The 26,606-nt window shown below is 74.4% G+C and carries 20 protein-coding genes; 7 read left to right on the top strand and 13 right to left on the bottom strand.

Features of this window, described 5'->3' with window-relative positions; genetic code table 11:
* Window positions 1-19: 19 nt before the first annotated feature.
* The 10 genes from OG618_RS26895 to OG618_RS26850 form a co-directional block, all read right to left on the bottom strand.
* Window positions 20-1,135, bottom strand: a complete 1,116-nt coding sequence (locus OG618_RS26895) for a glycosyltransferase (RefSeq protein WP_329490112.1) — start codon at window positions 1,133-1,135, stop codon at window positions 20-22.
* On the bottom strand, window positions 1,132-2,157 hold the full coding sequence (locus tag OG618_RS26890; protein ID WP_329490111.1) for a polysaccharide deacetylase family protein: 1,026 nt from the start codon (window positions 2,155-2,157) through the stop codon (window positions 1,132-1,134). The genes OG618_RS26895 and OG618_RS26890 overlap by 4 nt, the downstream gene beginning before the upstream one ends.
* Window positions 2,147-3,856 carry a lipid II flippase MurJ gene (locus OG618_RS26885; protein ID WP_329490110.1) on the bottom strand — a complete coding sequence of 570 codons (1,710 nt, stop codon included), beginning with the start codon at window positions 3,854-3,856 and terminating at the stop codon, window positions 2,147-2,149. Before OG618_RS26885 ends, OG618_RS26890 begins: the two co-directional genes overlap by 11 nt.
* Window positions 3,853-5,181, bottom strand: coding sequence for an O-antigen ligase family protein (locus OG618_RS26880; RefSeq protein ID WP_329490109.1), 1,329 nt, complete (start codon window positions 5,179-5,181; stop codon window positions 3,853-3,855). The genes OG618_RS26885 and OG618_RS26880 overlap by 4 nt, the downstream gene beginning before the upstream one ends.
* Before the next feature lie 5 nt (window positions 5,182-5,186).
* The gene (locus tag OG618_RS26875; protein ID WP_329490108.1) at window positions 5,187-6,710 is read right to left on the bottom strand and encodes an exopolysaccharide biosynthesis polyprenyl glycosylphosphotransferase; all 1,524 of its coding nucleotides are present in this window, start codon (window positions 6,708-6,710) and stop codon (window positions 5,187-5,189) included.
* 333 nt (window positions 6,711-7,043) lie between these two features.
* Window positions 7,044-8,198 carry a glycosyltransferase gene (locus tag OG618_RS26870; protein WP_329490107.1) on the bottom strand — a complete coding sequence of 385 codons (1,155 nt, stop codon included), beginning with the start codon at window positions 8,196-8,198 and terminating at the stop codon, window positions 7,044-7,046.
* 186 nt (window positions 8,199-8,384) lie between these two features.
* Complete coding sequence (locus tag OG618_RS26865; protein WP_329490106.1) at window positions 8,385-8,825, bottom strand: SRPBCC family protein; 441 nt, start codon at window positions 8,823-8,825, stop codon at window positions 8,385-8,387.
* A 126-nt stretch (window positions 8,826-8,951) separates the two neighbouring features.
* The gene (locus tag OG618_RS26860; protein ID WP_329490105.1) at window positions 8,952-9,953 is read right to left on the bottom strand and encodes an ABC transporter permease; all 1,002 of its coding nucleotides are present in this window, start codon (window positions 9,951-9,953) and stop codon (window positions 8,952-8,954) included.
* Window positions 9,950-10,957, bottom strand: coding sequence for an ABC transporter ATP-binding protein (locus tag OG618_RS26855; protein ID WP_329490104.1), 1,008 nt, complete (start codon window positions 10,955-10,957; stop codon window positions 9,950-9,952). The genes OG618_RS26860 and OG618_RS26855 overlap by 4 nt, the downstream gene beginning before the upstream one ends.
* A 55-nt stretch (window positions 10,958-11,012) precedes the next feature.
* Window positions 11,013-11,828 carry an ABC transporter permease gene (locus tag OG618_RS26850; RefSeq protein WP_329490103.1) on the bottom strand — a complete coding sequence of 272 codons (816 nt, stop codon included), beginning with the start codon at window positions 11,826-11,828 and terminating at the stop codon, window positions 11,013-11,015.
* 124 nt (window positions 11,829-11,952) lie between these two features.
* On the opposite strand from OG618_RS26850, the gene OG618_RS26845 reads away from it, so the two are divergent.
* Window positions 11,953-12,840 (top strand): winged helix-turn-helix transcriptional regulator, encoded by an 888-nt coding sequence (locus OG618_RS26845; protein WP_329490102.1) that lies wholly within the window; start codon window positions 11,953-11,955, stop codon window positions 12,838-12,840.
* Window positions 12,841-12,881: 41 nt separating this feature from the next.
* Window positions 12,882-13,775, top strand: a complete 894-nt coding sequence (locus OG618_RS26840; RefSeq protein ID WP_329490101.1) for a HipA family kinase — start codon at window positions 12,882-12,884, stop codon at window positions 13,773-13,775.
* A 122-nt stretch (window positions 13,776-13,897) separates the two neighbouring features.
* Here the strand turns inward: OG618_RS26840 and OG618_RS26835 are convergent, their stop codons facing one another.
* The 3 genes from OG618_RS26835 to OG618_RS26825 all read right to left on the bottom strand — a co-directional run bounded on the left by OG618_RS26835 (window position 13,898) and on the right by OG618_RS26825 (window position 18,361).
* Window positions 13,898-15,388, bottom strand: coding sequence for a S8 family peptidase (locus OG618_RS26835; RefSeq protein ID WP_329490100.1), 1,491 nt, complete (start codon window positions 15,386-15,388; stop codon window positions 13,898-13,900).
* Window positions 15,389-15,745: 357 nt separating this feature from the next.
* Window positions 15,746-16,864 (bottom strand): amidohydrolase family protein, encoded by a 1,119-nt coding sequence (locus OG618_RS26830; protein WP_329490099.1) that lies wholly within the window; start codon window positions 16,862-16,864, stop codon window positions 15,746-15,748.
* A gap of 3 nt (window positions 16,865-16,867) precedes the next feature.
* A complete protein-coding gene (locus tag OG618_RS26825; RefSeq protein WP_329490098.1) occupies window positions 16,868-18,361 on the bottom strand; it encodes a glutamine synthetase family protein in 1,494 nt (497 codons plus the stop codon).
* 547 nt (window positions 18,362-18,908) lie between these two features.
* Between OG618_RS26825 and OG618_RS26820 the strand changes: the two genes are divergently transcribed.
* From OG618_RS26820 to OG618_RS26800, 5 genes are all read left to right on the top strand, one after another.
* Window positions 18,909-20,684 (top strand): 3-hydroxyacyl-CoA dehydrogenase family protein, encoded by a 1,776-nt coding sequence (locus OG618_RS26820; RefSeq protein ID WP_329490097.1) that lies wholly within the window; start codon window positions 18,909-18,911, stop codon window positions 20,682-20,684.
* 233 nt (window positions 20,685-20,917) lie between these two features.
* The gene (locus OG618_RS26815; RefSeq protein WP_329490096.1) at window positions 20,918-21,826 is read left to right on the top strand and encodes a TetR family transcriptional regulator; all 909 of its coding nucleotides are present in this window, start codon (window positions 20,918-20,920) and stop codon (window positions 21,824-21,826) included.
* A gap of 389 nt (window positions 21,827-22,215) precedes the next feature.
* Window positions 22,216-23,553, top strand: a complete 1,338-nt coding sequence (gene ccrA, locus OG618_RS26810) for a crotonyl-CoA carboxylase/reductase (RefSeq protein WP_329490095.1) — start codon at window positions 22,216-22,218, stop codon at window positions 23,551-23,553.
* Window positions 23,553-25,592, top strand: a complete 2,040-nt coding sequence (locus tag OG618_RS26805) for a protein meaA (RefSeq protein WP_329490094.1) — start codon at window positions 23,553-23,555, stop codon at window positions 25,590-25,592. The genes ccrA and OG618_RS26805 overlap by 1 nt, the downstream gene beginning before the upstream one ends.
* Before the next feature lie 25 nt (window positions 25,593-25,617).
* Entirely contained in the window at window positions 25,618-26,595 is a 978-nt protein-coding gene (locus OG618_RS26800) for an HpcH/HpaI aldolase/citrate lyase family protein (RefSeq protein WP_329490093.1), read from the top strand.
* Window positions 26,596-26,606: the final 11 nt, after the last annotated feature.

Raw genomic sequence — 26,606 nt, 5'->3', positions numbered from 1 at the left:
TTCGGCGGCTGCCTGCGGCTCAAGCGGGTGCCAGGCGGTCGTAGAGGGCGCCGAGGTCGGCGGCCACCCGGACGATGTCGTAGTGGCCGACCGCCGGGGGCCGGGGCAGGGGCTCGGGGCCGTGGTCGTTGAGGTGGCGCAGCTCGCGCAGCGCGGTGGTGTAGGCGGCGGCGTCGGAGGGGATCCGGCGGGCCTGCGGAGCGGCGGCCGGCGGGAGTTCGTCCAGGGCCGGACAGGCACTGTGGCGGACCGGCAGGCCGGCCGCCAGGCCCTCCAGGACGCCGAGGCCGAAGGTCTCGGCGGTCGAGGGGGCGGCCAGCACGTCCAGCGCGGCCAGCAGGTCGGGGACGTCGTCGCGCTCGCCGGTGAGGACCAGGCGGTCGCGGACGCCGAGTTCGGCGGCCCGCCGCTCCAGGGCGGCGCGTTCGGGGCCCTCGCCGACCAGCACCAGCCGGGCGGCCGGGTCGAGGCCGGCGAGCGCCTCCAGCAGGACGTGGAACCGCTTGCCGGGTACCAGCCGGCCGACCCCGCCGACCACCCAGCTCGCCGCCGGGAGGCCGAGGTCGGCGCGCAGCCGGTGCCGGGCCGCGGCCCGGTCGGCGTCCGGACGGCGGTAGCGGGCGGCGTCGATGCCGTTGGGGATCAGCTCGACCCGGCCCGGCGGCACGCCCCAGGCGTGCAGGGTCTGGGCGACCTGCCGGGACACCGCGACGGTGGTGGTGCCCAGGCGCTCGGCCGCCAGGTAGAGACCCTTGACGCCGCGGGTGACCGGGCGGCCCTCGATCACCCCCGCGTGCAGCGAGTGCTCGGTGGCCACCACCGCCCGGACGCCGGCCAGCCGGGCGGCCAGCCGCCCGTACAGGCCGGCCCGGTAGAGGTGGGTGTGGACGAGGTCGTAGCGGCCGGACCGGATCAGCCGGACGAGCCGGGGCAGCGCGCCCACGTCGCGGTTGCCACGCATCGCCAGGTGGTGGACGGTGACGCCCTCGGCGCGCAGCGCGGTGGCCACCGTGCCGGGGTTGGTCAGCGCGACCACCTCGCAGTGCTGGTGCGCGGGCAGGTGGCGCAGCAGCAGCTGGAGCTGGCGCTCGGCGCCGCCGGAGGCGAGACCGGTGACGATGTGCAGCACCCTCACCGGTCGGCCCCCCGCCGGCCCGCACGCTCCCCGGCGGGGCGCTCGGACCCGCCCGCGGTGCTCCGGGCCCCGGCGCTCCCCTGCGTCTCCTCGCGCTCGGCGCCGGCCCGGCCCTTCGACGCGGAGCGTGCCGCGAGGCGGTTGCGGCGCAGCTCGGTGACGGTGTCGCGGAGGCGGTGGCGGCCGCGCTTGGCGCGCAGCCGCCAGGCGCCGTCGCGGTCGCCGACGTAGCAGCGGGGCAGCGCGTAGCGGCCGGTGAGCGGGGAGTGCGCGATGGCGCAGGCGTAGTCGTAACCGGCGTCGCGCACGGCCAGCGTGGCGGGAAGGTCGACGGCGCCGTACGGGTAGCAGAAGCCGGTGACCGGACCGCCGACGACCTCCTCCAGCACGCGCCGGCTCTCCCGGGTCTGGGTGGCCAGGACGTCGGCGGGCAGGCCGGGCAGGGCCTGGTGGCCGAGGCCGTGGGAGCCGATCTCCCAGCCGGCGGCCGCGAGTTCGGTGACCTCCTGGACGGTGAGCAGCTTCTTGCGCGGGCCCTTGACGTCCCAGTCGTTGGCCCGGCCCAGCAGGTCGGCGACCACGTAGGCGGTCGCGGTGAACCCGTACGCCTGCAGAATCGGTACGGCGAAGCGGCCGAAGTCCGCATAGCCGTCGTCGAAGGTCAGGCCGACCATGTTGTCGGCCCGGCCGGCGGCCCTGGCCCGCATCAGCTCGCGGACCGAGACGCCGCGCCGGCCGCGCCGGTGGAGCCAGGCGATCTGCTCGGCGAAGCGCTCCGGGCTGACGGTCAGCTGGTACGGGTCGTCCTCCTCGACGGCCACCGAGTGGTACATCAGGATCCACGGCGAGGTGGCCTCCTGGGCGGGTGCCCGGGTGGCGGGCCGGCGACTTCGGGGCAGCTGTGCCTCCGGGCGGCGGCCCGCGGCGCGCGGCACCTCGGTCCGTGGACCGGCTGCCGCCGGCGCGCCGGAGCGGCGTACGCCCGACAGCACCGACCGTACGGATCCCCGTTCAGCGTCCATGGGGAGGCTTCCCTTCATCGGCAACGGATGGCGGGCACAGGGCCCGGACGACGGCGAGGACCGGTCCGCGCACCTCGCGGGCACCGAGACCGGTGCCGAGGGCGGCGAAGGCGAGCGCCACGGTGAGGCCCCCGAGCAGCGTCGAGAGCAGGGGGTCGGCGGGGAGTCCGGCGGCGGGGGTGCCGAGGGCGGCCGCCCCGGCGGCGGCGGCCAGCAGCCTGGCGTGGCCGCCGAGGACCAGGCGCAGGCGCAGCGCGATGCCGCGCAGGACGAGCCCGCGCAGCAGCAGCGCCGCGGTGGTGGTGATGCCGGCCGCGTTCCCGGCGGCCAGGCCGAGGGCGCCGAAGCGGGGCGTGGCGAGCAGGCCGACGGCGACGGTGACGACCAGGCCGAGCACCATGGCGGCGGCCGGGTACCAGTCGAGCAGCCGGCGGCCGCCGTCGTCGGTGCGCGGGTCGCCGGCGCGGCGGACCACCGGGCGGAGCGAGAAGTAGGGGCGGATCATCACGCCGATCAGCGCCTGCGCGGGCAGTCCGAAGCTGTAGACGCGGATGACGGCCGCGGTGGCGGCGGTGTCCTGGGCGCCGAAGGCGCCGCGCTGGAAGAGCAGGGCGACCACCGAGGGGGCGCAGGCCAGCAGGAAGGCGGTGCCGAACAGGACGACCGCGGCCGCCTGGCCGAGGTCCTTCTCGACCCGGTCGCGGGCTGCGGTGAGGTCCCCGGCGGCGAGCGCCCGGGCGACCAGCGGGAAGGTCACCGTGCAGATCAGGATGGCCGCCGTCATGGCCAGTTGGGAGACCTTGGCGGCGTAGTTGAGGTGCGAGATGGTGCCGGGCGGCAGCGCGGAGCCGAGGAAGCGCTCGATGAAGACCTGAGCCTGCCGGGTGAGCGTGAAGGCGGCCACCGGCAGCAGCGCGAGCGGGATCAGCACGAGTGCGGGGCGGGCCCGGCGGCCCGCGGCGGCGCGGCCGGACCGCAGCCGGCGCAGGAACGGGACGACCAGCAGACCGGCCATCAGCAGGCTGCCGAGGGCGACGCCGATCGCGGCGGAGCGGACGCCCCAGAGCGCGTGGCAGCTGAGCAGGACGCCGAGGATGCCGACGTTGTAGGCGACGTAGATGCCGGCCGGGGCGGTGAAGCTGTGGTGCGCCCGGAGTGCGGCGGCGAGATAGCCGGCCACGCCGAAGGGCAGCACGGTGCATGCGGTGATCCGGGTGCAGGTGACGGCGAGCCCGGGGTCGGCCAGGCCGGGGGCGAGCAGGTCGACCAGCTGGGGGGCGCCGAGCGCGACGCCGAGCGAGAGCGCGGTGAGCGCCAGCAGCAGCCAGGGCAGGGTCGCGCGGACCAGCTGGCGGACCGGGTCGGGCCCGTCGGGGTGCTCCTCCCGCAGGACCAGGGCCAGGGCGAAGGCGGGCACCATGAGGAAGGACATGGCGTCCTCGATCAGCAGCGGTGCGGCGGTCTCCGGGACGGTCCAGGCGACCAGGAACGCGTCGGTGCCCTGGTTGGCGCCGAAGTAGCGGGCCAGCAGCAGGTCGCGGAGCAGGCCGAGGGCGGAGCCGGCGGCGCTGAGCACGGCGGTGATGCCGAAGGCCTTGGCGAGGAAGCCGCGCCGGGGGGCCGCCGTGGTCTCGGCGGCGGGTGCGGAGCGGGGGGCCGGCAGCGTCGGGGTGAGCGCGGTCGGCCGGTCGGTGGTCATCGGGGGGTCGCCTCCGGTGTGGCGCCGGCGGCGGTCCGGGCGGCGAGGCCGAGGACGACGGAGGTCAGCACGGTGGTGGTGCCGCCGATGTCCGCGTAGAGGAAGTCGACCAGGACCCAGACCAGCAGGGCGAGCGCCGCGAGGCCGCTGCCCCGGGCCCGGCGCAGGCACCCGACCAGCAGACCGAGGAACAGCGCGGCGTAGGCGACGATGCCGATCAGCCCCTGCTCGCTGAGGACCAGGAAGTACATGTTGTGCGGGGAGAGCAGCGGTTCGCGCTGGAAGCCGATGGTGGCGTCGGCCGCGTCGCTGCCCGAGGAGAGCCGCAACGGGGCGTTGCTGTCGCGCAGTTGCTGGAAGGCCTTGGGGCCGGCGCCGCTGACCGGGTGGTCCTGCCAGATGCGCCCGGCGGTGGACCAGAGGTCGTAGCGGTCGGACACCGACTGGTCGGGGGCGGCCGAGACGGAGCCGATGGAGCTGATCCGGGCGGTGACGCCGGAGGCCCCGAGGCCGAGGCCGCCGATCAGCACGACGGCGGCGGCCAGGCCGAGGACGGCGCTGCGGACCGCCAGCCGGGCGTCGGCCCGCAGCAGCAGGACGGCGGCGGCGGCGCCGGTGGCGATCCAGCTGCCGCGGCTGAACGAGACGGCGAGCGGGAAGGCCAGGAAGGCCGCGGCCGCGAACATCGCCCGGCGCAGCTTCGGCCGGCCGGCCGGGCCTCGCTCGGCGAGCCCCAGCGCGAGGGCCGCGAGCAGGCCGTAGCTGACCACGGTGGACATCGCCATGATGTCGAGCGCGCCGAAGGTGCCGACGGCGCGGATCGGCCGGCCGGTGTAGGAGGCGCCCGTCCCGGTGAGGTACTGGTGGGCGCCGACCACGCCCTGGACCAGCGCGGCGGCGACGAAGGAGCCGAGCACCAGCCGCCGGTCGGTGCGGTCGCGCAGCGAGCAGAGGACGGCGGCGGGCACCAGGACGAAGACCTGGGTGAGCCGGACGAAGCCGGTGAGGCTGGCGGCCGGGTCGATCGAGCCGACGGTGGCGACGGCGGCGGCGAACACGATCACGCCGAACTGCACGGCGGCGGTCCGGCCGATCGCGGGGGTGCGGCCGCGCAGCAGCTCGACGGCGGTGACCGCGACCAGGGCCAGCGAGGCGAGGTCGGCGGCGGTGACGTGGACGGCGGCGGTGACGTCCTTCTCGCCGGTGGGGACGCAGACCAGCAGCACGGTGGCGGCCGCGAGCAGGCTGGGCCGGGCGGCGAGCGCCGCGACCGCCCGGTGTAACGCCCGGGCGGGCGTCGGGACGAGATCGAGGGTGAGGGCCACGCTGGTCAGCTTCCGTCCGGGTGGAGCATCAGGGCCGCGGTGCGGCACAGGATCTTGACGTCCTGCCAGAGGCTCCAGCTCTCGATGTAGCGGTTGTCGAAGCGGGCCCGGTCCTCGATGGAGGTGTCCCCGCGCAGGCCGTTGACCTGGGCGAGTCCGGTGAGGCCGACCGGGACGCGGTGGCGGTCCGCGTACTCGGGGTAGGCCTGGCTGAACCGCATGACGAAGTAGGGGCGCTCGGGGCGCGGGCCGACCAGGCTCATGTCGCCGCGCAGCACGTTCCACAGCTGCGGCAGCTCGTCCAGGGAGCTGCGGCGCATCAGCTTGCCGACGGCGCCCATCCGGTGGTCCTGGGAGATGTTCCAGCGGGTCGCCGACTCGTGCTCGTTGCTGGGGCGCAGGGTGCGGAACTTGAGGACGGTGAAGACCCGGCCGTCCAGCCCGGTGCGCTGCTGGCGGAAGAGCACGCCGGGGCCGGTGTCGAAGCGGACGGCGAGCGCGCACAGGGCGAGCACGGGGGCGAGGGCGAGCAGGCCGAGGCCGGCGGCGGTGACGTCCAGGGCGCGCTTGGCGGCCCAGCCGGGGCGGCGCATCGCCGGGCGGTCCACCTTCAGGCAGGGGAAGCCCCAGAGGTGGTCGCCGCCGGTCGAGTGGCCGTTCTCCAGGGAGCCGTACTCGCGCAGCGCGGGCACCAGCCAGACCTGGCAGCCGAGCCGGGCGGCGTCGCGCAGGGCGGCGGCGGTCTCGGCCTCGTCGGCGGCGCCCGCGGTGGCGACGACGTGGTGGATCCGGTGGCGGCGGACCTCGCGCTCCAGCACCTCGCGGCCGCCGAGCACCGGCAGGTCGGTGTCGCCGGCCAGCAGCGGCGGGTCCGGGTCGAGGAAGCCGACCGGGCGCATGCCGTACTCGCCGCGCTCCCGGAGGGCCTCGGCGACCCGGCGGCCGAGCCGGCCGGCGCCGAGGACCAGTACGGGGCTGGGCCGGCTGCGGCGGATCCGGCGGACCAGGTGGAAGAGCAGCGTCCGGCCGCAGACGGCGAGCAGCAGCTGGGCGCCGAGCAGCGCGGTCAGCCGGGCCGGGGTGGCGGGGCCGGTGTCGGGCCAGCGGCCGTCCAGGCAGCCGGCCAGGGTGACGGCGAAGGCGGTGGCCACGACGGCCCGGACGGTCAGCGCGGGGAGCTCGTCGAGGACGGAGAGGGTGAGCCGGGCCCGGTAGAGGCCGCCGGCCAGGTTGAGCAGGAGCAGCAGCGGGAGCAGGGCGGCCACGCCCAGCAGCGGATCGACCCGGACCGCCGGGTCGAGGGCCCGGTTGGCGAGCCCGGTGGCGGTGCACAGGGCGAAGGCGTCGACGGCGGCCAGAGTGACGGGCAGGGCGAGCCGGGAGCGGACCGGTCGGCGGTGGCGGCGGAGCGCCGGGGTGCTGCGGGTCTGTGCGGACCTGGCGGGGCGGTCGAGCAGTCCGGTGGCGGGCCGGCGCGGGCCGGACAGGGGCCGGCCGGGCCGTGGCACGCTGTCGTGGTCAATGGTCATCAGCGCACGAACTCCCCTGCTGTGTGCCCGGGGTGACGGCGGCCCGGCACCGGTTGGCCCGGGGCGGCCGTCCCGGCCCGGTGGGCGCGGTCCTGACTGCACCTGCTGCCGCTGGCGGCTTTCGGTTCTCTCGCGAATTCCCGGCGTGAAATCGAAATGAAGCAGGCAAAATCAGACAGTACCGAACGTGGCCCTGGATGCTGGAAGTTGACTTGCCATTTCATTCCAGCCGCCCATTAATAGGTATTTCCGATTTCACCCCTCGCCCACAAACCGGTTGAGGGTGCGAATACGACAGCTCCCAGCGGAGGGCATTCACGGCATGTGAAACGATCAGATCCGCTCTGGGACACGGGCACGGCGGCGTCCGGCCGCCGGCCCGGCGCCCAGCAGATCGCGGTAGAGCGCGTCCACCTGTTCGACCACCGATCGCACGTCATGGCGCGCCACGGCGTGCTCGCGCAGGCGCGCACCGCGTCGCTCGCACTCGATCGGGTCGGACAATGCTTCGGCCATTCGGGTGGCGAGCGCGGCGGCGTCCCCGGGCGGCACGACCGCGCACTTCCGCTCGGTCGGAGGCAGGCATTCACGGGCTCCGGGCACGTCCGTCAACAGGACCGGCCGGCCCGCCGCCATCGCCTCCAGCGGCGCCAGCGCCATCCCCTCCCAGCGCGAGGGCAGCACCACCAGATCGGCCGCCGCCAGCCACGGCCGCGGATCCGGCACCTCCCCGGCCAGCCGGATCCGGGACGGTTCGGCCGACTCCCGGACGGCGGCGGCCAGCCGGGCCTCCTCCGGACCGGTGCCGACCAGGGCCAGCCGGGCCTGCGGCACCAGCCGCAGCACCTCGGGCCACGCGTCGAGCAGCACGTCCTGGCCCTTCTGGCGGCAGAGCCGGCCCACGCAGACCGCCAGCGGCGCGTCGAGGTCGAGGCCGAGCGCGATCCGGGCGGCCCGGCGGTCGGCGGGCGCGTAGTGGCGCACGTCCACGCCGTTGGGCACCACCGCCCAGTCGGCGTGCAGGCCCGCGGCGACGCCGTCGGCCCGCTCCTGGACGCTGACGCAGAGCAGACGGTGCGCCCACCGGGTCGCGTAGCGCTCCCAGCGCAGGGTGGCCGCGGCCAGCGCGCCCTCCACGGCGGCGAACGACCAGGCGTGCGGCTGGAACACGGTCGGCATCGCGCCCCGGATGGCCAGCCGGCCCGCCAGTCCGGCCTTGGCGCTGTGCAGGTGGACCATGTCGGGCGCGGCGGCGCGGACGATCCGGCGCAGCCGCCACGCCTCGGCGGCGACGGACGGGCCGGGCGAGCGGCGGGCGGGCCAGTCCTGGACCAGCGCCCCGGCGGCGGCGGCCTCCTCGGCCAGCCGGCCGCCGCGCGGGCAGGCGACCAGGACCCGGTGGCCGGCCTCGCGCTGGCCGCGGACCAGGTCGACGACGACGCGGGCGACCCCGCCGTCGACGGGCTGCGAAATGTGAAGGATCGTCATATGCACGGCGGCGAGCCTAGGGTGGCTCCGCCGTGCCCGGGGGCCGTCGTCACCCGCAGGTGGCGGCCGTCCACCCGTACGGCTTGCTGGTCGTACGGGTGGGCGAGGCCGTCGAATCTTCTTGCTGGTCCGGCGCCCGGGGCGGCGGCCGGCGGCCCTCCCCGGCCGGCCCGGACGCGCCCGGTCTCAGCGGACCTCGGCCGCCAGGTTGGCCAGGATCTGGTCGTGGATCCGGTTCAGGCCCTTCGGCGCGAAGGTGCGCTCGAAGAAGCCGCCGATGCCGCCCGCACCCTGCCAGGTGGCCGAGACGGTGACCTTCGACCGGCCCTCACCGGCCGCGGCGACCGTCCAGGTGATCACCATGCTGGAGTTGGCGTCCTTCTCCACCAGCTGGTCCGGCGCCGGCGCCGAGACGGTGAACAGGCAGTCCCGCACCCGCTTCTCGGTGGCCTGGAGCCGCCAGTGCACCTGGGTGCCCGCGCCGGTGCCGCCGACCCGGACCTCGTACTCGCTGTACTGCGCCGGCAGCAGCTTGGGGCGGGTCACCTGGTAGTCGGCCAGCGCCTCGTAGACCCGCTCGGGGGCCGCGTCGTAGACCCGCTCGGTGGTGGCCTGTACCTGTCCCATGACCGTGCTCTCCTCGTCTGGTACGTCCGGTTTCACCGGCTAGCCAACCACAGCGCACGGCCCGGGACGGTGCAGGGGCTCGGGGTGGCACCGCGTCCCGGCCGACCGGGGCGCGCCGGGCCGGGCTCAGGACAGGCGCAGGCCCCCCGTCCGCTGCGCCCGCGCCTCGCCGAGGCGCAGCGCCAGTGCCGCGCACGCCAGCAGCAGCACGCAGAGCACGGCCAGCCGGCCGAGCCCGGGGGCGAGTTCGCCGAACCCCTCCCGCTCCAGCAGCGCGCCGCGGACCACGGCCAGGCTGCCGGTCAGCGGCAGCGCCGCGCCGAGCATCCGCAGCACCCCGGGCAGCGCGAAGACCGGCAGCCGGACCCCGGCGACGAACCACATCGGATCGTCCAGCACGGTGTAGACGAAGGTGGAGTCGCGCGAGAACACCATCAGGCTGTTGAGCAGCGCGCCCCAGGCCACCGCGGGCAGCAGCAGGGCGAGGAGCACCACCGGGTAGACCCAGGGCCCGGCGACGTCCAGGCTGCCGAAGCCGAAGGCGGCGGCGCCCAGGAAACAGGTGAGCAGCCAGGCGTTCTGCAGCAGTGCGCCGGCGCCGTTGGCCAGCATCAGGACCAGCCGGTCGGCGGGCGAGAGGAAGAGCAGCTCCAGCGTGCCGGTGGTGCGCTCGTAGGCGAAGTTCCACGCGGACTGGACGAGCGAGAAGAAGAACGCCCAGGCCAGCGCACCGGTCGCGAGGAAGCCGAGCAGCTTGGCCGGGTCGGCGGCGAGCGGCCAGCGGGCGGCGGCGGCCGAGCCGGCGGCGATCGGGTGCAGCGTGTAGTAGGTGGCGGCCAGTTGGAGCACCGGCCAGACCAGCATCGAGGCGAGCACCAGCGGCTGGCCGAAGAGCGTGCGGTGCTGCTTCAGCGCCTCGGCGGCGAACACCTTGCCGGCGTGCCGCAGCGGCCGGGTGGCGAGGCGGTCGCCGTCCGGGCGGGGCGGGCGACGGGTGCCCGGGCGGGGTGGCGGGAGGGTGCGGCCGACGGGGTGGGGCGGCCGGGCGCCGCGGTCGGCCGCGGCGAGCAGCAGCAGCTCGACGGAGGGCGGCGCGGGGTGCGCCGGCCGGGTCGACGGGCCGGTCACGCGGCCACCTCCGAGCGGGCGCCGGCGGGCGCCGGGGCGGTGTCGGTGAGCGCCAGGACGGCGTCCTCCAGGGTGGCCTCGGTGACCTCCAGCCCGCCGATCGACCCGCCGGCGGCGACGATCGCCCCCGCCAGCGGGCCGGCCACGTCCTCGGGATGGCGGACGGTGACCAGCAGGCCGCCCTGCCCGGTGGCCCCGAGCTCGGCGCGGACACCGAGGCGGAGCGCGAAGTCGGCCACGGCGGCCTCCAGTTCGGGAGAGGGATTGGTGACGGTGACCCGGACGCTGCGGTGGCTGCCGGTCGCGGCCTTGAGCTCGGCCGGGCTGCCGGCGGCGAGGTGGCGCCCGCCGGAGATCACGTAGACGTGCCCGCACAGCTCCTCGACCTCGGTCAGGTAGTGCGAGGTGAGCAGCACGCCGCGCCCCTCGGCGGCGAGGGCGGCGACCACCCGGCGCAGGTCCCGGGCGATCGGCGCGTCCAGGCCGAGGGTGGGCTCGTCGAGCAGCAGGTAGGCCGGGTCGTTGATCAGGCCGCGGGCGATCGAGAGCCGCTGGGTCATGCCGCGCGAGTACCGCTCGACCGGGGTGTCGGCGGCTCCGGTGAGGCCGACCAGCTCCAGGAGTTCGCCGATCCGGGGGCGCAGAACCGCGCCGGGGACGTCGTAGAGGTGGCCGAAGTAGCGGAGGTTCTCGGCGCCGGTGAGCTTGCCGTAGACCATCCGCTCGCCGCCGGCGATCAGGTTGATCCGGCGCCGGGCCTCGCGGGCGTGCTCGACCAGGTCGAGGCCGTCCAGGGTGACGGTGCCGGAGGTGGGGCGGAGCAGGGTGGCGAGGATCTTGATGGTGGAGGTCTTGCCCGCGCCGTTGAGGCCGAGCAGTCCGGTGACCCGGCCGGCCGGGATCTCCAGGTCGAGGCCGTCGACGGCGGTCTTCACGGCGCGCGGGCCGAAGAGGCCCTTCTCCCGGCTGCGGAAGGTCTTGCGCAGGGCGGTGGTGCGGATCATGTCACTGGCTCCGGTTCGGGTGGTCCATGCGTCGGGGGCTCCGTTCGGAGGCGGTTCAGAAGCTCCGCTCGGCGGCCCGGCGCTCGGCGGCGGGCAGCAGCCGCAGACCGAGCAGCAGGTAGCCCAGGCTGAGGGCGAGGCAGGTCACCAGCCGCGCGGTGAGCTCGGTGAGCGGCTGCCCCCGGCCGAGCGCGCCGCGCAGCACGTCCATCGCGGAGGTGACGGGCAGCAGCTCGGCCAGCCACCGGGCGGGCACCGGCAGGTAGCTGTTGGGGAAGGTGATGCCGCAGAGCAGCGAGACGGCGAGGAAGACGGTGTTCTGCGAGATGTGCGCCTCGCCGGCGACGATCATCAGCGCGCCGAGCAGCACCGCGACGGCGAAGACGGCGGCGCTGAGCGCGAGCAGCCCGGCGAGGGCGGCGAGCGGGTGCCAGGCGGGCAGCGTGACGCCGAGCACCGCGGCGAACCCGCCGAGCAGCCCGACCTCGACGGCGGTGTTGAGCAGCGCGAACCCGGTGAAGCCGAGCAGGTAGGGCAGCCGCCCGGCGGGGGCGATCAGCAGCGCGCCCAGGGTGCCCTGGCGCTGCTCGGTGATCAGCGCCTTGCTGCTCCAGAGCAGCATCCGGACGGTGAACATGTAGCCGGCCGCGCCGATCGCGATGTAGCCGAGGTAGTCGGCGCCTCCGGTGCGGGCGGTGAAGTCCTCGGCCACCGAGCCGCCGCCGATGGCGTGCAGGCCCAGGTAGGACAGGCCGAGGGTGAAGACGCCGATCAGCAGACAGCCGACGGCGTAGGACCACGGGTAGGCCCGGAAGGTCATCGTCCAGGTGCGGCGCAGCGTCGCCCAGGCGACGGACATCTGCTCCCCCATTCGTTCTCGTTCGTCCTCAGGCGCACTCGTTCCGCGTGAGTTTTCATCAGGAACTTACAAGTTCCCTTTCGGAACTCGCAAGGGGGTGCGAGGATGGACCGTCCGGGACGTGAGAGGAGCGACGGTGCTCAAAGAGGTACCCGCGCGGGACGCCACCTGCGCGATCGCCCAGTCGGCGGCCGTGATCGGCGACTGGTGGAGCATCCTGATCGTCCGCGAGTCGGCGCGCGGCCTGCTGCGCTTCGACGAGCTCCAGCACGAGCTGGGCATCTCCCGGAAGGTCCTCACCGAGCGGCTCCGCCACCTGACCGAGGCAGGCGTGCTGGTCCGGGTGCCGTACCAGAGCGCCCCGGTGCGCCACGAGTACCGGCTCACCGAGGCCGGCCGGGCGCTGCTGCCGGTCCTGGTCGCGATGCAGGACTGGGCGGACCGCTGGCTGCTCGGCGACGGCGCGCTCTCCGGCTCGGCCGCGCCCGACAGCGCGGAGGCCGCCCGGCTGGCGGCGCTGCCCGGCACCCGGCTGCCGGCGCTCACCCTGCCCGCGCACACCGGCGGCGAGCTGGACCCGGTCGATCCGGCGGCCGGCGCCACCGTGCTGTTCTGCTACCCGGCCACCGGCCGCCCCGGGCCACTGCCGCCGGGCTGGGGCGACATCCCCGGCGCGGTCGGCTGCACGCTGGAGAACCGGCTCTTCCGCGAGGCGTACCCCGAGTTCCGCGCGGCCGGTCTGGCGCTGCGCGGGGTATCCACCCAACGGCCCGACGAACAGCGGGAGTTCGCGGCGGCGGAGGAGATCCCCTTCCCCCTCCTGTCCGACCTGGACGTCCGGCTGGCGGCCGCCCTGCGACTGCCCACCTTCCACGTCGGCCAGGGCCTGCGGCTGAAGCGGGCGGTGCTCGTGCTGGACCGCACCCGGGTGGTGCGCCGGGTGGCCTTCCCGGTCACCGACATCCCCGCCGCCGTCCGGCAGGCGCTCGCCGACGCGCGCGAGGTGGCGCTGGAAAGCCGCTGAACGGGTCGGGCCCGGAAGGCGCACGGGTTAGGGTGACGGATGTGCTCGATCAGGTGACAGCAGTGCGCTACGTCGATCCGCTGCGGGCCGGCGGCTCCGTCCCCGGCGTCGTGGAGACCGACGACCTCGGCACCTACGTGGTCAAGTTCATCGGTGCCGCGCAGGGCCGCAAGGCCCTGGTGGCCGAGGTGATCGTCGGTGAACTGGCCCGGCGGCTCGGCCTGCCGGTGCCGGAACTCCGGCTGGTCGACTTCGACCCGGCGGTCGCCGACGCCGAGCCCGACCCGGAGGTCCAGGACATCCTCCGGGCGAGCCGCGGACTCAACCTCGGGATGGACCTGCTGCCCGGCGCCCGCGACTTCAGGCCCGGCATGATCCCCGTCGGGCCGGCCGAGGCCGGCCGGGTGGTCTGGCTGGACGCGCTCACCGGGAATGTCGACCGCAGCGTGCACAACCCCAATCTGATGGTCTGGCACGGCAAGCTCTGGCTGATCGACAACGGCGCCGCGCTGGTCTTCCACCACCGCTGGTCCGGCGCCGCGGGCTCGGTGGGCAAGCGCTACGACCTGAGCGCCCACGCCCTCGGCGGCTACGCCCCCGACGTCGCGCTGGCCGACGACGAGCTCGGGCCGCTGGTCACCACCGCGCTGCTGGAGGAGGTCGTGGCGCTCGTCCCCGACGCGTGGCTGGCCGACGAGCCCGGCTTCGACTCGGTGGCCGCGGTGCGGCACGCCTACGTCGCCCACCTCGCCGCCCGTGCGGCGCGCTCCCGCGACTGGCTGCCGGACGGCTTCGCCACGCCCGAGCAGGTGCGCGAGGCCGAGCGCCGGCGGGCCGCCGCCAGCCGGGCCGGCCGACCCGCCTGGCTCCAGGAGGTGCCGGACCTGCACGGCAAGCCGGCGGTCGAGACGGTCTGGGACCACCACTTCGAGTGAGGGCCGGGGCGCCGCCGCTACCCGTGAGGGGTGGGGAGCGGGACCGAAGTCCCGCTCCCCACCCCTCGGTTCGATCAGCTCCGGCCGCTCGGGCCGTCGGCGCCTACCGTGCGGTCAGCGCGTCAGCGCCACCACTGGACCGCCTTCTCGGCGTTGATGATGCCCGCGCCGTAGAAGCCGTTGTCGTCCGCGCCGCCCTCGCAGGTGGCCGCCCACGTGCCGGTGCCGCCCGGGTTGTACGGGCCCGACGGGCAGGCGTGCGACTCGGCCTGGTTGGTCAGCAGCTCGGTCAGCTCCTCCGGGCTCGCCCACGGGAAGGTGCTGGCGAGCAGCGCCAGGACGCCGGCCGCGTGCGGCGAGGCCATCGAGGTGCCCTGCATGTAGCCGTAGCGGCCGCCGGGGATGGTGGAGAGGGTGCGGCCGTTCTTGTCCGGGGTGTCCGGGATCTGGTAGAGCCGGTCGCCACCGGGGGCGGCGACGGTCACCTTGTCCTTGCCGTAGCTGGAGTAGTACGACTTGTCACCGTTGACGCCCACCGAGGAGACCGAGACCACGCCGTCCAGCTCGGTCGGCAGGTTGAGGCAGTCCTGGGTGATCGGGCGGGTGCCCGGGGTGGTGTCGTCCGGGCTGCTGACGTCCACGGTCTTGTGGGCGAGGTCGATGTTCTCGTTGCCCGCCGCGGCCACGTTGAGGACGCCCTTGCGCTGCGAGAACTCGACCGCGCGGCGCACGGCGGTGGTGATCGCCGCCTGGTCCGCGTCGTTCTGGCAGTTGAACATCCACGGGTCGACGTAGTAGCTGTTGTTGGTCACCTTGAACTTGTGCTCACCGGCCCAGACGAAGCCGCAGATCGCGTACTCCGGGTAGATGAACCCGCCGTCGTCGACGACCTTGACGGCGGCCAGCTTGACGTTCGGGGCTATGCCCTCGATGCCCTTGCCGTTCTTGGCCGCGGCTATGGTGCCGGCCACGTGGGTGCCGTGGTCGCCGTCGGGGCCCGGCTGCCAGGCCGCCCAGTCGGTGTTCGGCTTGCCGCCGTCGATGCAGGAGACCGACTGCGAGGCGTCGACGTTGGCGGCGAGGTCCTCGTGGGTGCCGTCGATGCCGGAGTCCAGCACGCCGACGGTCACGTTGCGGCTGCCCAGGGAGAGCTTGTGGGCCTTGTCCACGCCGATCTGACGCATGTCCCACTGGTTGGCCCAGTAGGGCTCCTGGCCGGCCGCGGCGGCGGTGACCGGCTCGGCGGCGACCTCGGCCTTCTGCGTCTCGGCGGCCGTGATGCCCTTGGTGCGGCTGGTGCCGACCGACTGGACGCCCTTCGCCTTCCGCAGCTTGGCGGCGAACTGGGTGTCGGTCGAGCGGGCGATCACCACGCCGATCTGCTCGTACGAGTACACCACGGTGCCGCCGAGGGTCGTGACGGCCTTCTCGACCTTCTGCACCTGGCCGTGGTTGGCCTGGGTGTTGACGACGTAGCTCAGCAGCGGCCCGGTGGTCGGCTCGGCCCCGGAGGCGGCGACGGCGGTCCCGGCGGGCAGTGCCAGGGCACTGGCCGCGGCGAGGGCGACGCCCACTGCGGCGTACCGGGTCCGGCTGATCCGAGGAACACTCATAGGGGTTGGCCCTCCCGAGTCGTCGTGCAGCTGCGGATGGCAGGTGCAGTGGAATGATCGGGACGCTAGTGAACATGCGTTGTAATCCGCAAGAGGTAGTCATCTAATCGACACCGTTCGGCCACTTCCGAGGGGTGCGGCTCCGGCCGATCCGACCCGGTGTCAATCCATACGGTGAATATCCGGCCCGCGCGCGCTTTCCCTCACCGGGGCGTAGACGATCCACAATTCCCGGGCCACCGGGGCCGCTCGGCGCACCCGGTCAGGGGCCGCCGCCGGGGCGCCCGCACCGCGCCGACCAGGGCCGGACGCTCCACCGGCCGGCCGGGCCGGGCCGCTACCGCGCCCGCCCGCCGCTCAGAGCCGGTACAGGCGACGGGCGTTGTCCGCCGCGACCTGCCGGGCGAGGTGGCGGCCGTCGGCCGCCGAGCAGGCGCCGTCCGCGCGCCAGCCGTCCAGCAGGGTGCCCAGGCCGTGCCGGAACTGGGCGGTGCCCACCAGGTAAAGCTCCGGCAATCCGTAGGCGTCGGTGGAGAAGAGCAGCTTGCCGAACGGCGCCAGCTCCAGCATCTCGCCGAGTACGGCGGCCACCCGGGGCCCGACGTAGGAGGCCGTCAGCCCGAGGTCGGTGTACACCAGCGGGAAGGCCTGGGCCAGCCAGGCCGCCTGCCGGTGGTAGGGATATCCGTGCAGGAGCACCAGCGGAACGCCGCTCGGCTCGGCGGCCCGGACGAAGTCGGTCAGCAGCGACGGGTCGGCCCGGTGCAGGGTGAGGTCCGGATCGCCGAACCCGGTGTGCAGTTGGAGCGGCAGGCCGAGCTCGGCGCACACATCGAGGGCCGTCCAGAGCAGGTGGTACAGCAGCACGGGGTGGCTCAGCCGGCCGCGCCCGGCGCGCAGCCACTCCCCGGCGGCCGCCACCACCGCCGCCGGGGCGGGGCGCTCGGCCGGTACCGCCAGGCCGTGCCGGTAGGCCACCACCGACTTGACCGCCACCGCGCCGGCCGCCGACGCGGCCAGCGCCTCGCGGACGAGGGCCGGCCAGGACCCGGCCGACGCCGAGACCGTCTCGGCGACGGACTCCAGCCGGACCACCTCGCGCACCCGGGCGCCGGCCGCCTCGGCGAACTCGCTGAGCGGGAGCAGCGGGTGGCCGGCCGCCTCGGCCAGGCCGGTGTCCACCAGGCAGGTGTCCAGCCCGGCGGCCGCCAGCAGCCGCCGGGTGGCCTCGGCGGCGCCCAGCTCCGCCCGCCGGGCCAGGTAGTCGGCGGCGGGGGCGTGCACGGGCAGCCCCAGCGCGGGCGGGCACCAGCGCCGCACGGCCAGGCCGAGGGCGCTGTCGAACGGCGTGGTGCCGGGCGCGGGCGGGCGGTCGGACTCGGTGAGCAGCCCGGCCAGCGCGCCGTCGGCGAGGTCGGCCACCACCACGCTGTGGCAGTGGTGGTCGACCAGCGCCGGCACCTCCAGCGAGCGCACCGGTCAGTACCGCCAGCGGGTGGCCGCGACCAGTTGCTCCGGGGTGGCCGAGGCGTGGCGCTCGCTCTCGCCGCGGCGGACGGCCAGCACCGCCTCGTACAACGGCTCGCCGAGCGCCTCGCGGAGCACCGCCGACTCCTGGTAGGCCGCGAGCGCGTCACCCGGACCCGCCGGGAGCCGGGGCACCGTGCCGGGCGCGGCCTCGGCCGGGTCGCCGGTGAACTCGGGCGGGAGCGCGAGCCGTTGCGCCAGCCCGGCGAGACCGGTGGCGAGCACCCCGCCGATCGCCAGGTACGGGTTGGCGGTGGCGTCGAAGCACTTGATCTCGGCGTTGGCCGCGGTGGCGCGCTCCCCGGTGGAGCCCGTCACCAGCCGCAGCGCCGCCTCCCGGTTCTCCAGGCCCCAGCACTGGTAGGCGCCGGCCCAGTGCGAGGGCACCAGCCGCAGGTACCCGGCCGGGCTGGAGGAGCCGAGCACCAGCAGCTCGGGCAGCGCGCCGAGCACTCCGGCGAGGAAGCCCTCCGCCTCGGCCGTCAGCCCGTGCGGGCCGGCTCCGCCGCGGGCGAGGTTCCGGCCGTCCCGCCAGAGGCTGAGGTGGAGGTGGCCGCCGTTGCCGACCGAACCGGCCTCGACCACCGGGGCGAAGGAGGCGCGCAGGCCGTGCCGGGCGGAGACGGCGCGGACGGTCTGGCGGACCAGGACGGAGGTGTCGGCGGCCTCGACCGGCCCCTCCGGGGCGACCGACACCTCGAACTGGCCCGGCGCGTACTCGGGGTGGATCTGCAGGACGGCGAGGCCCTGCGCGCCGAGGGCGTGCAGCACCTCGCGCAGGTAGTCGGAGAGGTCGGTCAGGCGCTGCATGCCGTAGGCCGGGCCGTCGGTCGGGTAGCGGGGCTCCTCCCGCGCCGGCCCGGCGAGCGCGACCACCCACTCGACCTCGATACCGGCCTTGACGGTGATCCCGCGCTCGGCGGCGGCGGCCGTCATCCGGCGGGCGAACAGCCGCTGGCAGCCCGGGTGCGGGGCGCCGGACTGGGTGTACCGCGCGCCCGGGGCCCAGGCCCAGCCGGGCTGGGCGGCCAGCGGGACCACCCGGTCGAGGTCCGGGTAGAGCCGGAGGTCGCCGGTGGGCCCGCCGACCGACCGGCTGGTGACGATCGAGTCGTCGGCCAGGAAGACGTCGAAGCAGGGCGCCGTGCCGACACCCCACTCGGCGGCGTGCACCAGCCCGTCCAGCGGGACGGCCTTGACCCGGGCGATGCCCGCGTTGTCCACCCAGGTGACGGCGACCGCCTCGACCCCCGCCGGGCGCAGCCGCTCGACGGCCGCCTGCGCCCGCTCGCCGCGCTCGGCCCGCGGCGGCAGGGCGACGGCGGCCGCCGGGCCCGCGGACGGGTCGGGCGCGGCGGCGGGCCCGGACGCGGCGGCGGGACCCGCGCCCCGGGTGGGCTCGGACGGGTCGGCGAGGCCGGCGGAGGAGACGGCTCCGGTGCTCATGCGGCCATGCTGTCGCGCCCGCCGACCAGGGGGAATTCCCCTATCGGGTGGTTCCGGCGGACGCCTGTCCACCCGTTCACTCCTGCGGGCCGCACACCGGGCCGCCGCGGATCCCGGGACCCGGCCGCCCCGGGCGCGGGCCGGCCGGGTCCCGGGGCGGCCGGGAATCCGGTGGCGCCCGCCCCCTTCCTACTGGCGAGTAGCTTCGCTACAGTGTCCGCACGCACCACCGTCGGGCTTCGGGAGCCGCACCGACGGGGTCGCCGGCCGGCGCGTGATCGCGCGGAACGGTCCGGCGGCGGGCGGTGCGTCTTCACCGGTCGTAGCCGCGGGTCGCGGCGGGCCGGATTCTCGCCTCGTATCAGAGCCGCTTCCTTCACCCCGAGCGCCTGAGTACCACGGCACACCCGCAGCACGGCCGGAGCGGACCGGCGGCTGCGCCGGTGGGCCGCAACCGTCATCTCCCCATGCCCCCGCGCGCGGACCCTCCTCCGACGGCGCGTCCGCCGGAGCGCGCGCGGGCCCTTATGACAAGGAGTCAGGACAGATGGAGCGTCCCTTCCCCACGGTCGCCGTGGTCGGCCTCGGCACGATGGGTGCCGGTGTCGCGGTGGCGGTCGCGCAGAGCGGCCGCCGAGTGATCGGCATCGAGGCCACCGAGGACTCCGCCGCCCGGGCCCTGGCCCGGATCGAGGAGGCCACCGCGCACGCCGTCGCCCGCGAGCGGATCACCGCCGAGGACCGGGCCGCGCTGCTCGCGCGGATCTCGGTCGGCCACGCGCTCGACGCCGCCGCCCCGGCGGACCTGGTGATCGAGGAGGTCCCCGAGCAGCTGGAGCTGAAGCGGGAGCTCTTCGCCGAGCTGGACCGGATCTGCCCGCCCGCGACGGTGCTGGCCACCGGCACCACCGCGCTGTCGGTCACCCGGATCGCCGCCGCCACCGCGCGCCCGGAGCGCGTACTGGGCCTGCACTTCTTCAACCCGGTGCACACCATGAAGCTGGTCGAGGTGGTCCGCACCGTGCTGACCGCCCCGCAGGTCGCCGAGGACGCCGCGGCGTTCGCCCGCGACCTCGGCAAGGAGCCGGTGGCGGCGGGCGACCGCGCCGGCTTCGTGGTGAACGGGCTGCTCTTCGCGTACCTGAACCAGGCCGCCGCGATGTTCGAGTCCAAGTACGCCACCCGCGAGGACATCGACGCCGCGATGCGGCTCGGCTGCGGGCTGCCGATGGGACCGCTGGCGCTGCTCGACCTGATCGGCGTGGACACCGCGCGGACCGTCCTGGAGGCCATGTACGAGCAGTCCCGGGACCGGCTGCACGCACCCGCGCCGATCCTCGGCCAGCTGGTCTCCGCCGGGCTGCTGGGCCGCAAGTCCGGCCGGGGCTTCTACACCTACGAGGCGCCCGGCTCGTCCAAGGTGGTCGGCGCCGCCACCGGGGCCACCGCGGCGAAGGCGCCCGGCCGGGAGGTGCGCCGGGTCGGCGTCTGCGGCTCCGGCACGATGGCCACGGGCATCGTCGAGGTGTTCGCCAAGGCCGGGTACCCGGTGCTGCTGGCCGCCCGCAGCCAGGAGAAGGCCGAGCGGGCCAAGGCGCAGCTGGCCAGGTCGCTGGAGCGCTCGGTGGCCAAGGGCCGGCTCTCCGAGGAGCAGCGCGACGCGGCGCTGGCCCTGGTGACGCCGGTCGGGCAGTACGCCGAGCTGGCCGACGTCGACCTGGTGGTCGAGGCGGTGGCCGAGGACCTCGCGGTCAAGCGCGAGCTGTTCGCCACCCTGGACAAGATCGTCAAGCCGGGCGCGGTGCTCGCCACCACCACCTCCTCGCTGCCGGTGATCAGCTGCGCGGCGGCCACCTCGCGGCCGCAGGACGTGATCGGCCTGCACTTCTTCAACCCGGCGCCGGCCATGAAGCTGGTCGAGGTGGTCTCCACCGTGCTGACCGCGCCGGACGTCACCGCGACGGTGCTGGAGATCTGCGCCAAGGTGCGCAAGCACCCGGTGGAGTGCGGCGACCGGGCCGGGTTCATCGTGAACGCGCTGCTCTTCCCGTACCTGAACGACGCCGTGCGGATGCTGCAGGAGCACTACGCGACGGTGGACGACATCGACACCGCGATGAAGCTCGGCTGCGGCTACCCGATGGGCCCGTTCGAGCTGCTGGACGTGGTCGGCCTGGACGTCTCGCTGACCATCGAGCAGGTGCTGCACCAGGAGTTCCGCGAGCCGGGCCTGGCGGCGGCGCCGCTGCTGGAGCACCTGGTGGCGGCCGGCTGCCTGGGCCGCAAGACCGGCCGCGGGTTCCGCGACCACGCGCGCCGGTGACCACGCCGTCGGTCGGGGGCGCCGCGCCGCTGGGCGCGGGCCCCACCGGGACGGGCCCGGCCGGCCCGGCACCGCTCCTGCCGGGGCAGCCCGGGTACGGGTCGCCGCGCACCGGCTGGAGCCCCGGGGCGGTGTCGGCGCGCTGGCCGAGACCGGCCGTGACCGGACCGGTCGCCCCGGTACGACGGGGAAGGCCCGCGGCGCCGGTGCCGGGGGCGTGTAGCGTTCCGGGCATGGATCGGGTTCAGTCAGCCTCCCCGCAGCACTCCGCCGGACCGCGCGGCGCCGACCGGCCGTCCGGGGCCGGCGCCGAGGGGAATCCCGGCAACCGCCGGGCGGCCGCGCAGCGCCAGCAGATGCGTCAGGACCTTGCCACGGCGGCGATGGAGCTCTTCGCCTCGCAGGGCTACGAGGAGACCACGGTCGACCAGATCGCCGCGGCCGCCGGCGTGGCCCGGCGGACCTTCTTCCGGTACTTCCGGTCCAAGGAGGAGGCGATCTTCCCGGACCACGACGACACCCTCGTCCGGGTGGCCGACCTGCTGGCCAGCGCCGAGTCCGACGAGCACCCGCTGGACGTGGTCTGCCGCGGCATCAAGGAGGTGCTGCGGATGTACGCCTCCACCCCGGCGGTCTCGGTCGCCCGGTACCAGCTGATCCGTCAGGTGCCGGCGCTGCGCGAGCGGGAGATCGCCGTGGTGGCCCGGTACGAGCGGCTGTTCACCCGCTACCTGCTGGGCCGGTTCGACACCGGGGGCGAGATCCCCTCGGGCTGGCAGCGGGCCGGCGAGGACGACTCGATGCTGGCCGAGGTGTCGGCGGCGGCGGTCGTCGCGGCCCACAACCACGTGCTGCGGCGCTGGCTGAGGGCCGGTGGCCGGGGCGACGTGGAGGCGCAGCTGGACCACTCCTTCGAGGTGATCCGGCGGACCTTCTGGGCCTCCGCGGCGCCGGGGGTGAGACGGCGGGGGTCCCTGGTGGCACCCGGTGCCAGTGTGACCCCCCTGGAGGAGGCGGCCGCGAGCGCACTGAGTGCCAGCCCCGGAGGTGAGGTACTCATCACAGTGGCCCGGACCGACGCTCCGCTGGACGTCGTGGTGGACAGCATCCGGGCCGCGCTGAGCAGTGCCAGGCACGCCTGAGAGCTAGTGTTTCCGCAGGTCAGAGCAGTTCGAAGGGCCCGTACCGGAGATCCGGTGCGGGCCCTTCGCGCACCCGCCGGCGGGCGCTCGAACGCGGATTTGATTCACCTGAATTGATGACACCCGGTGTCTTTACGAGTGGCACAGGGTGCCACTACCTTGTTACCCACCAGTCGCGGCGCCGCGGCTCCCCACCACGGCGCGCCGTCGTCCGGCGCTCCCACACCCCGGGAGCTGTGCCCAGCAAGGTCCACCGCAGATCCACCGCACGGTCCCAGCCAGGCCACCCGCCAGACCACCCAACCACCCATCTCAGCGAAGCCGGTGTCCGCTCCCGGCTCCCCCAGACGCCCTGTGCCCCTCACACAGGTACGCCTTCGGAGGCAGCCATGAAGGAAATCCTCGACGCGATCCTCAACTCCGACAGCACCGCGGCGGACTTCGCCGCGCTCAAGCTGCCGGAGTCCTACCGGGCGGTCACGCTCCACAAGGACGAGGAGCAGATGTTCGCCGGCCTCGACAGCCGCGACAAGGACCCCCGCAAGTCCCTCCACCTCGACGAGGTCGCCCTGCCCGAGCTGGGCCCGGGCGAGGCTCTGGTCGCCGTCATGGCCAGCGCCGTGAACTACAACACCGTGTGGAGCTCGATCTACGAGCCGGTCTCCACCTTCGGCTTCCTGGAGCGCTACGGCCGGCTCTCCCCGCTGACCAAGCGCCACGACCTGCCGTACCACGTGCTCGGGTCCGACCTCGCGGGCGTGGTGCTGCGCACCGGCGCCGGGGTCAACGCCTGGAAGCCGGGCGACGAGGTCGTCGCGCACTGCCTCTCGGTCGAGCTGGAGTCCCCGGACGGCCACAACGACACGATGATGGACCCGGAGCAGCGGATCTGGGGCTTCGAGACCAACTTCGGCGGCCTGGCCCAGCTGGCGCTGGTGAAGACCAACCAGCTGCTGCCGAAGCCGAAGCACCTGACCTGGGAGGAGGCCGCCTCCCCCGGCCTGGTCAACTCCACCGCCTACCGCCAGCTGGTCTCGCGCAACGGCGCGGGCATGAAGCAGGGCGACAACGTGCTGATCTGGGGTGCCAGCGGCGGCCTCGGCTCGTACGCCACCCAGTACGCGCTGGCCGGTGGCGCCACCCCGATCTGCGTGGTCTCCAACGACCAGAAGGCCGAGATCTGCCGGGCGATGGGCGCCGAGGCGATCATCGACCGCTCCGCCGAGGGGTACAAGTTCTGGAAGGACGAGCACAACCAGGACCCGCGCGAGTGGAAGCGGCTCGGCGCGAAGATCCGCGAGTTCACCGGCGGCGAGGACGTGGACATCGTCTTCGAGCACCCGGGCCGCGAGACCTTCGGCGCCTCGGTCTACGTCACCCGCAAGGGCGGCACCATCGTCACCTGTGCCTCCACCTCGGGCTTCATGCACCAGTACGACAACCGCTACCTGTGGATGTCGCTCAAGCGCATCGTCGGCTCGCACTTCGCCAACTACCGCGAGGCGTTCGAGGCCAACCGCCTGATCGCCAAGGGCAAGATCCACCCGACGCTCTCGAAGGTCTACTCGCTGGAGGACACCGGCCAGGCCGCCCTCGACGTGCACCACAACAAGCACCAGGGCAAGGTCGGCGTGCTCTGCCTGGCGCCGGAGGAGGGCCTGGGCGTGCGGGACGCGGAGTTCCGGGCGAAGCACATCGACGCCATCAACCGCTTCCGGAACATCTGATGGCCGGACGCGACCGCCCCTGGCTGATGCGCACCTACGCGGGGCACTCGACCGCGAGCGACTCCAACGCGCTCTACCGCAAGAACCTCGCCAAGGGGCAGACCGGCCTGTCGGTGGCCTTCGACCTGCCGACCCAGACCGGCTACGACTCGGACCACGTCCTCGCCCGCGGCGAGGTCGGCCGGGTCGGCGTCCCGGTGGGCCACGTCGGGGACATGCGGGCCCTGTTCGAGGGCATCCCGCTCGAACAGACCAACACCTCGATGACGATCAACGCCACCGCGATGTGGCTGCTGGCGCTCTACCAGGTGGTCGCGGAGGAGCAGGGCGCCGACATCGCCAAGCTCACCGGCACCACCCAGAACGACATCGTCAAGGAGTACCTCTCGCGCGGGACGCACGTCTTCCCGCCCGGGCCCTCGGTCCGGCTGATCACCGACATGATCGCCTACACCGTCGGCAACATCCCCAAGTGGAACCCGATCAACATCTGCAGTTACCACCTGCAGGAGGCCGGCGCCACCCCGGTCCAGGAGATCGCCTACGCGATGTGCACCGCGATCTCGGTGCTGGACGCGGTGCGCGACTCCGGCCAGGTGCCGGCCGAGCGGATGGGCGAGGTGGTCGCCCGGATCTCCTTCTTCGTCAACGCCGGCGTGCGCTTCGTCGAGGAGATGTGCAAGATGCGCGCCTTCGCCCAGCTCTGGGAGAAGGTCACGCTGGAGCGCTACGGCATCCAGGACGCCAAGCAGCGCCGCTTCCGCTACGGCGTCCAGGTCAACTCGCTGGGCCTGACCGAGGCGCAGCCGGAGAACAACGTCCAGCGGATCGTGCTGGAGATGCTCGCCGTCACGCTCTCCAAGGACGCCCGGGCCCGGGCCGTCCAGCTGCCCGCCTGGAACGAGGCGCTCGGCCTGCCCCGCCCGTGGGACCAGCAGTGGTCGCTGCGGATCCAGCAGGTGCTCGCCTACGAGTCCGACCTGCTGGAGTACGGGGACCTCTTCAACGGCTCCGAGGTGATCGAGACCAAGACCGCCGAGCTGCTGGCCGGCGCCGAGGCCGAGATCGCCAAGGTGCTGGAGATGGGCGTCAAAGCGGGCAACCGGGGCATCATCCCGGCCGTCGAGTCCGGCTACCTGAAGTCCAACCTGGTCGCCTCGCACGCCGCCCGGCGGGCCCGGATCGAGTCCGGCGAGGACAAGATCATCGGGGTCAACTGCTTCGACACCACCGAGGAGAGCCCGCTCACGGCCGACCTCGACACCGCGATCATGGTGGTCGACCCGGCCTCCGAGCAGTCCGTCCTGGCCGCACTGGAGGAGTGGCGCGGCAAGCGCGACGAGGCCGCCGCCCAGCAGGCGCTGGAGGAGCTCAAGGCCGTCGCCGGCACCGACGTCAACCTGATGGAGGCGACGCTCGCCTGCGCCCGCGCCGGGGTCACCACCGGCGAGTGGGCCTTCGCCCTTCGCGAGGTCTTCGGCGAGTACCGCGCGCCCACCGGCGTCGGCGGCGCCCCGGTCGCGGTGGCCGCCGAGCCCGGCGGCGAGCTGGCCGCGGTCCGCGAGGCGGTCGCCGCCACCGCCGCCGAGCTCGGCGTCGGCAAGCTGCGCCTGCTGGTCGGCAAGCCCGGCCTGGACGGACACTCCAACGGCGCCGAGCAGATAGCCGTCCGGGCCCGTGACGCCGGGTTCGAGGTGGTCTACCAGGGCATCCGGCTGACGCCCGAGCAGATCGTCTCGGCCGCCGTCGCGGAGGACGTGCACTGCGTGGGCCTGTCGATCCTCTCGGGGGCGCACTCCGAGCTGGTGCCCGACGTCCTGCACCGGCTCCGCCGGGCCGGGGTGGAGGATGTCCCGGTGATCGTGGGTGGCATCATCCCGGCAGCGGACGGCGAGGCCCTCAAGGCCGCCGGCGTCGCCGCCGTGTTCACCCCGAAGGACTTCGGCATCACCACCATCATCGGCCGGATCGTGGACGAGATCCGGCTGGCCAACAGGCTCCAGCCGTGGACGCCCACCACCGCCGCGTCCACCAGCTGATCGTGGAAGGAACTGACCACCCCTCATGAGCAACGCCAGCGACACCCCCGTCAACCGGCTCCGCCCCCGCCGCTCCTGCCTCGCCGTACCGGGCAGCAACCCGCGCTTCCTGGAGAAGGCCCAGGGCCTCCCGGCCGACCAGGTCTTCCTCGACCTGGAGGACGCCTGCGCCCCGCTGGTCAAGGAGAGCGCCCGGCACAACATCGTCGACGCGCTGAACAACGGTGACTGGGGCAAGAAGACCAAGGTCGTCCGCGTCAACGACTGGACCACCCACTGGACGTACCGCGACGTGATCACGGTCGTCGAGGGCGCCGGCCCCAACCTCGACTGCATCATGCTGCCGAAGGTCCAGGACGCCGAGCAGGTCCGGGCGCTCGACCTGCTGCTCACCCAGATCGAGAAGACCATGGGCTTCGAGGTCGGCAAGATCGGCATCGAGGCGCAGATCGAGAACGCCAAGGGCCTGATCAACGTCGACGCGATCGCCGAGTCCTCCCCGCGCCTGGAGACGATCATCTTCGGCCCGGCCGACTTCATGGCCTCGATCAACATGAAGTCCCTGGTGGTCGGCGAGCAGCCGGCGGGCTACCCGGCCGACGCCTACCACTACATCCTGATGCGCATCCTGATGGCCGCCCGCGCCAACGACCTGCAGGCCATCGACGGCCCCTACCTGCAGATCCGCAACCAGGAGGGCTACCGCGAGGTGGCCGGCCGCGCCGCCGCGCTCGGCTTCGACGGCAAGTGGGTGCTCCACCCGGACCAGGTCTCCGCCGCGAACGAGATCTTCTCGCCCTCGCAGGAGGACTACGACCACGCCGAGCTGATCCTCGACGCCTACGACTGGTGCACCTCCGAGGCGGGCGGTGCCAAGGGCTCCGCGATGCTCGGCGACGAGATGATCGACGAGGCCAGCCGCAAGATGGCCCTGGTCATCGCGGGCAAGGGCCGCGCCGCCGGGTTCGAGCGCACCTCCAAGTTCGAGCCCCCGCAGGCCTGACCCCTCCTGAC

This window comes from Kitasatospora sp. NBC_01246, from assembly GCF_036226505.1.
Classification (GTDB): domain Bacteria; phylum Actinomycetota; class Actinomycetes; order Streptomycetales; family Streptomycetaceae; genus Kitasatospora.
The sequence above is the reverse complement of the archived record's forward strand: the minus strand, read 5'-3'. Positions and strand labels throughout refer to the sequence as shown.

Coding starts and splice junctions, on each gene's coding strand:
- OG618_RS26890 (WP_329490111.1), bottom strand. CDS start 2,157: ATGGACGCTGAACGGGGATCCGTACGGTCGGTGCTGTCGGGCGTACGC.
- OG618_RS26885 (WP_329490110.1), bottom strand. CDS start 3,856: ATGACCACCGACCGGCCGACCGCGCTCACCCCGACGCTGCCGGCCCCC.
- OG618_RS26875 (WP_329490108.1), bottom strand. CDS start 6,710: ATGACCATTGACCACGACAGCGTGCCACGGCCCGGCCGGCCCCTGTCC.
- OG618_RS26870 (WP_329490107.1), bottom strand. CDS start 8,198: ATGACGATCCTTCACATTTCGCAGCCCGTCGACGGCGGGGTCGCCCGC.
- OG618_RS26865 (WP_329490106.1), bottom strand. CDS start 8,825: ATGGGACAGGTACAGGCCACCACCGAGCGGGTCTACGACGCGGCCCCC.
- OG618_RS26855 (WP_329490104.1), bottom strand. CDS start 10,957: ATGATCCGCACCACCGCCCTGCGCAAGACCTTCCGCAGCCGGGAGAAG.
- OG618_RS26850 (WP_329490103.1), bottom strand. CDS start 11,828: ATGGGGGAGCAGATGTCCGTCGCCTGGGCGACGCTGCGCCGCACCTGG.
- OG618_RS26835 (WP_329490100.1), bottom strand. CDS start 15,388: ATGAGTGTTCCTCGGATCAGCCGGACCCGGTACGCCGCAGTGGGCGTC.
- OG618_RS26825 (WP_329490098.1), bottom strand. CDS start 18,361: ATGAGCACCGGAGCCGTCTCCTCCGCCGGCCTCGCCGACCCGTCCGAG.
- OG618_RS26820 (WP_329490097.1), top strand. CDS start 18,909: ATGGAGCGTCCCTTCCCCACGGTCGCCGTGGTCGGCCTCGGCACGATG.
- OG618_RS26815 (WP_329490096.1), top strand. CDS start 20,918: ATGGATCGGGTTCAGTCAGCCTCCCCGCAGCACTCCGCCGGACCGCGC.
- ccrA (WP_329490095.1), top strand. CDS start 22,216: ATGAAGGAAATCCTCGACGCGATCCTCAACTCCGACAGCACCGCGGCG.
- OG618_RS26805 (WP_329490094.1), top strand. CDS start 23,553: ATGGCCGGACGCGACCGCCCCTGGCTGATGCGCACCTACGCGGGGCAC.
- OG618_RS26800 (WP_329490093.1), top strand. CDS start 25,618: ATGAGCAACGCCAGCGACACCCCCGTCAACCGGCTCCGCCCCCGCCGC.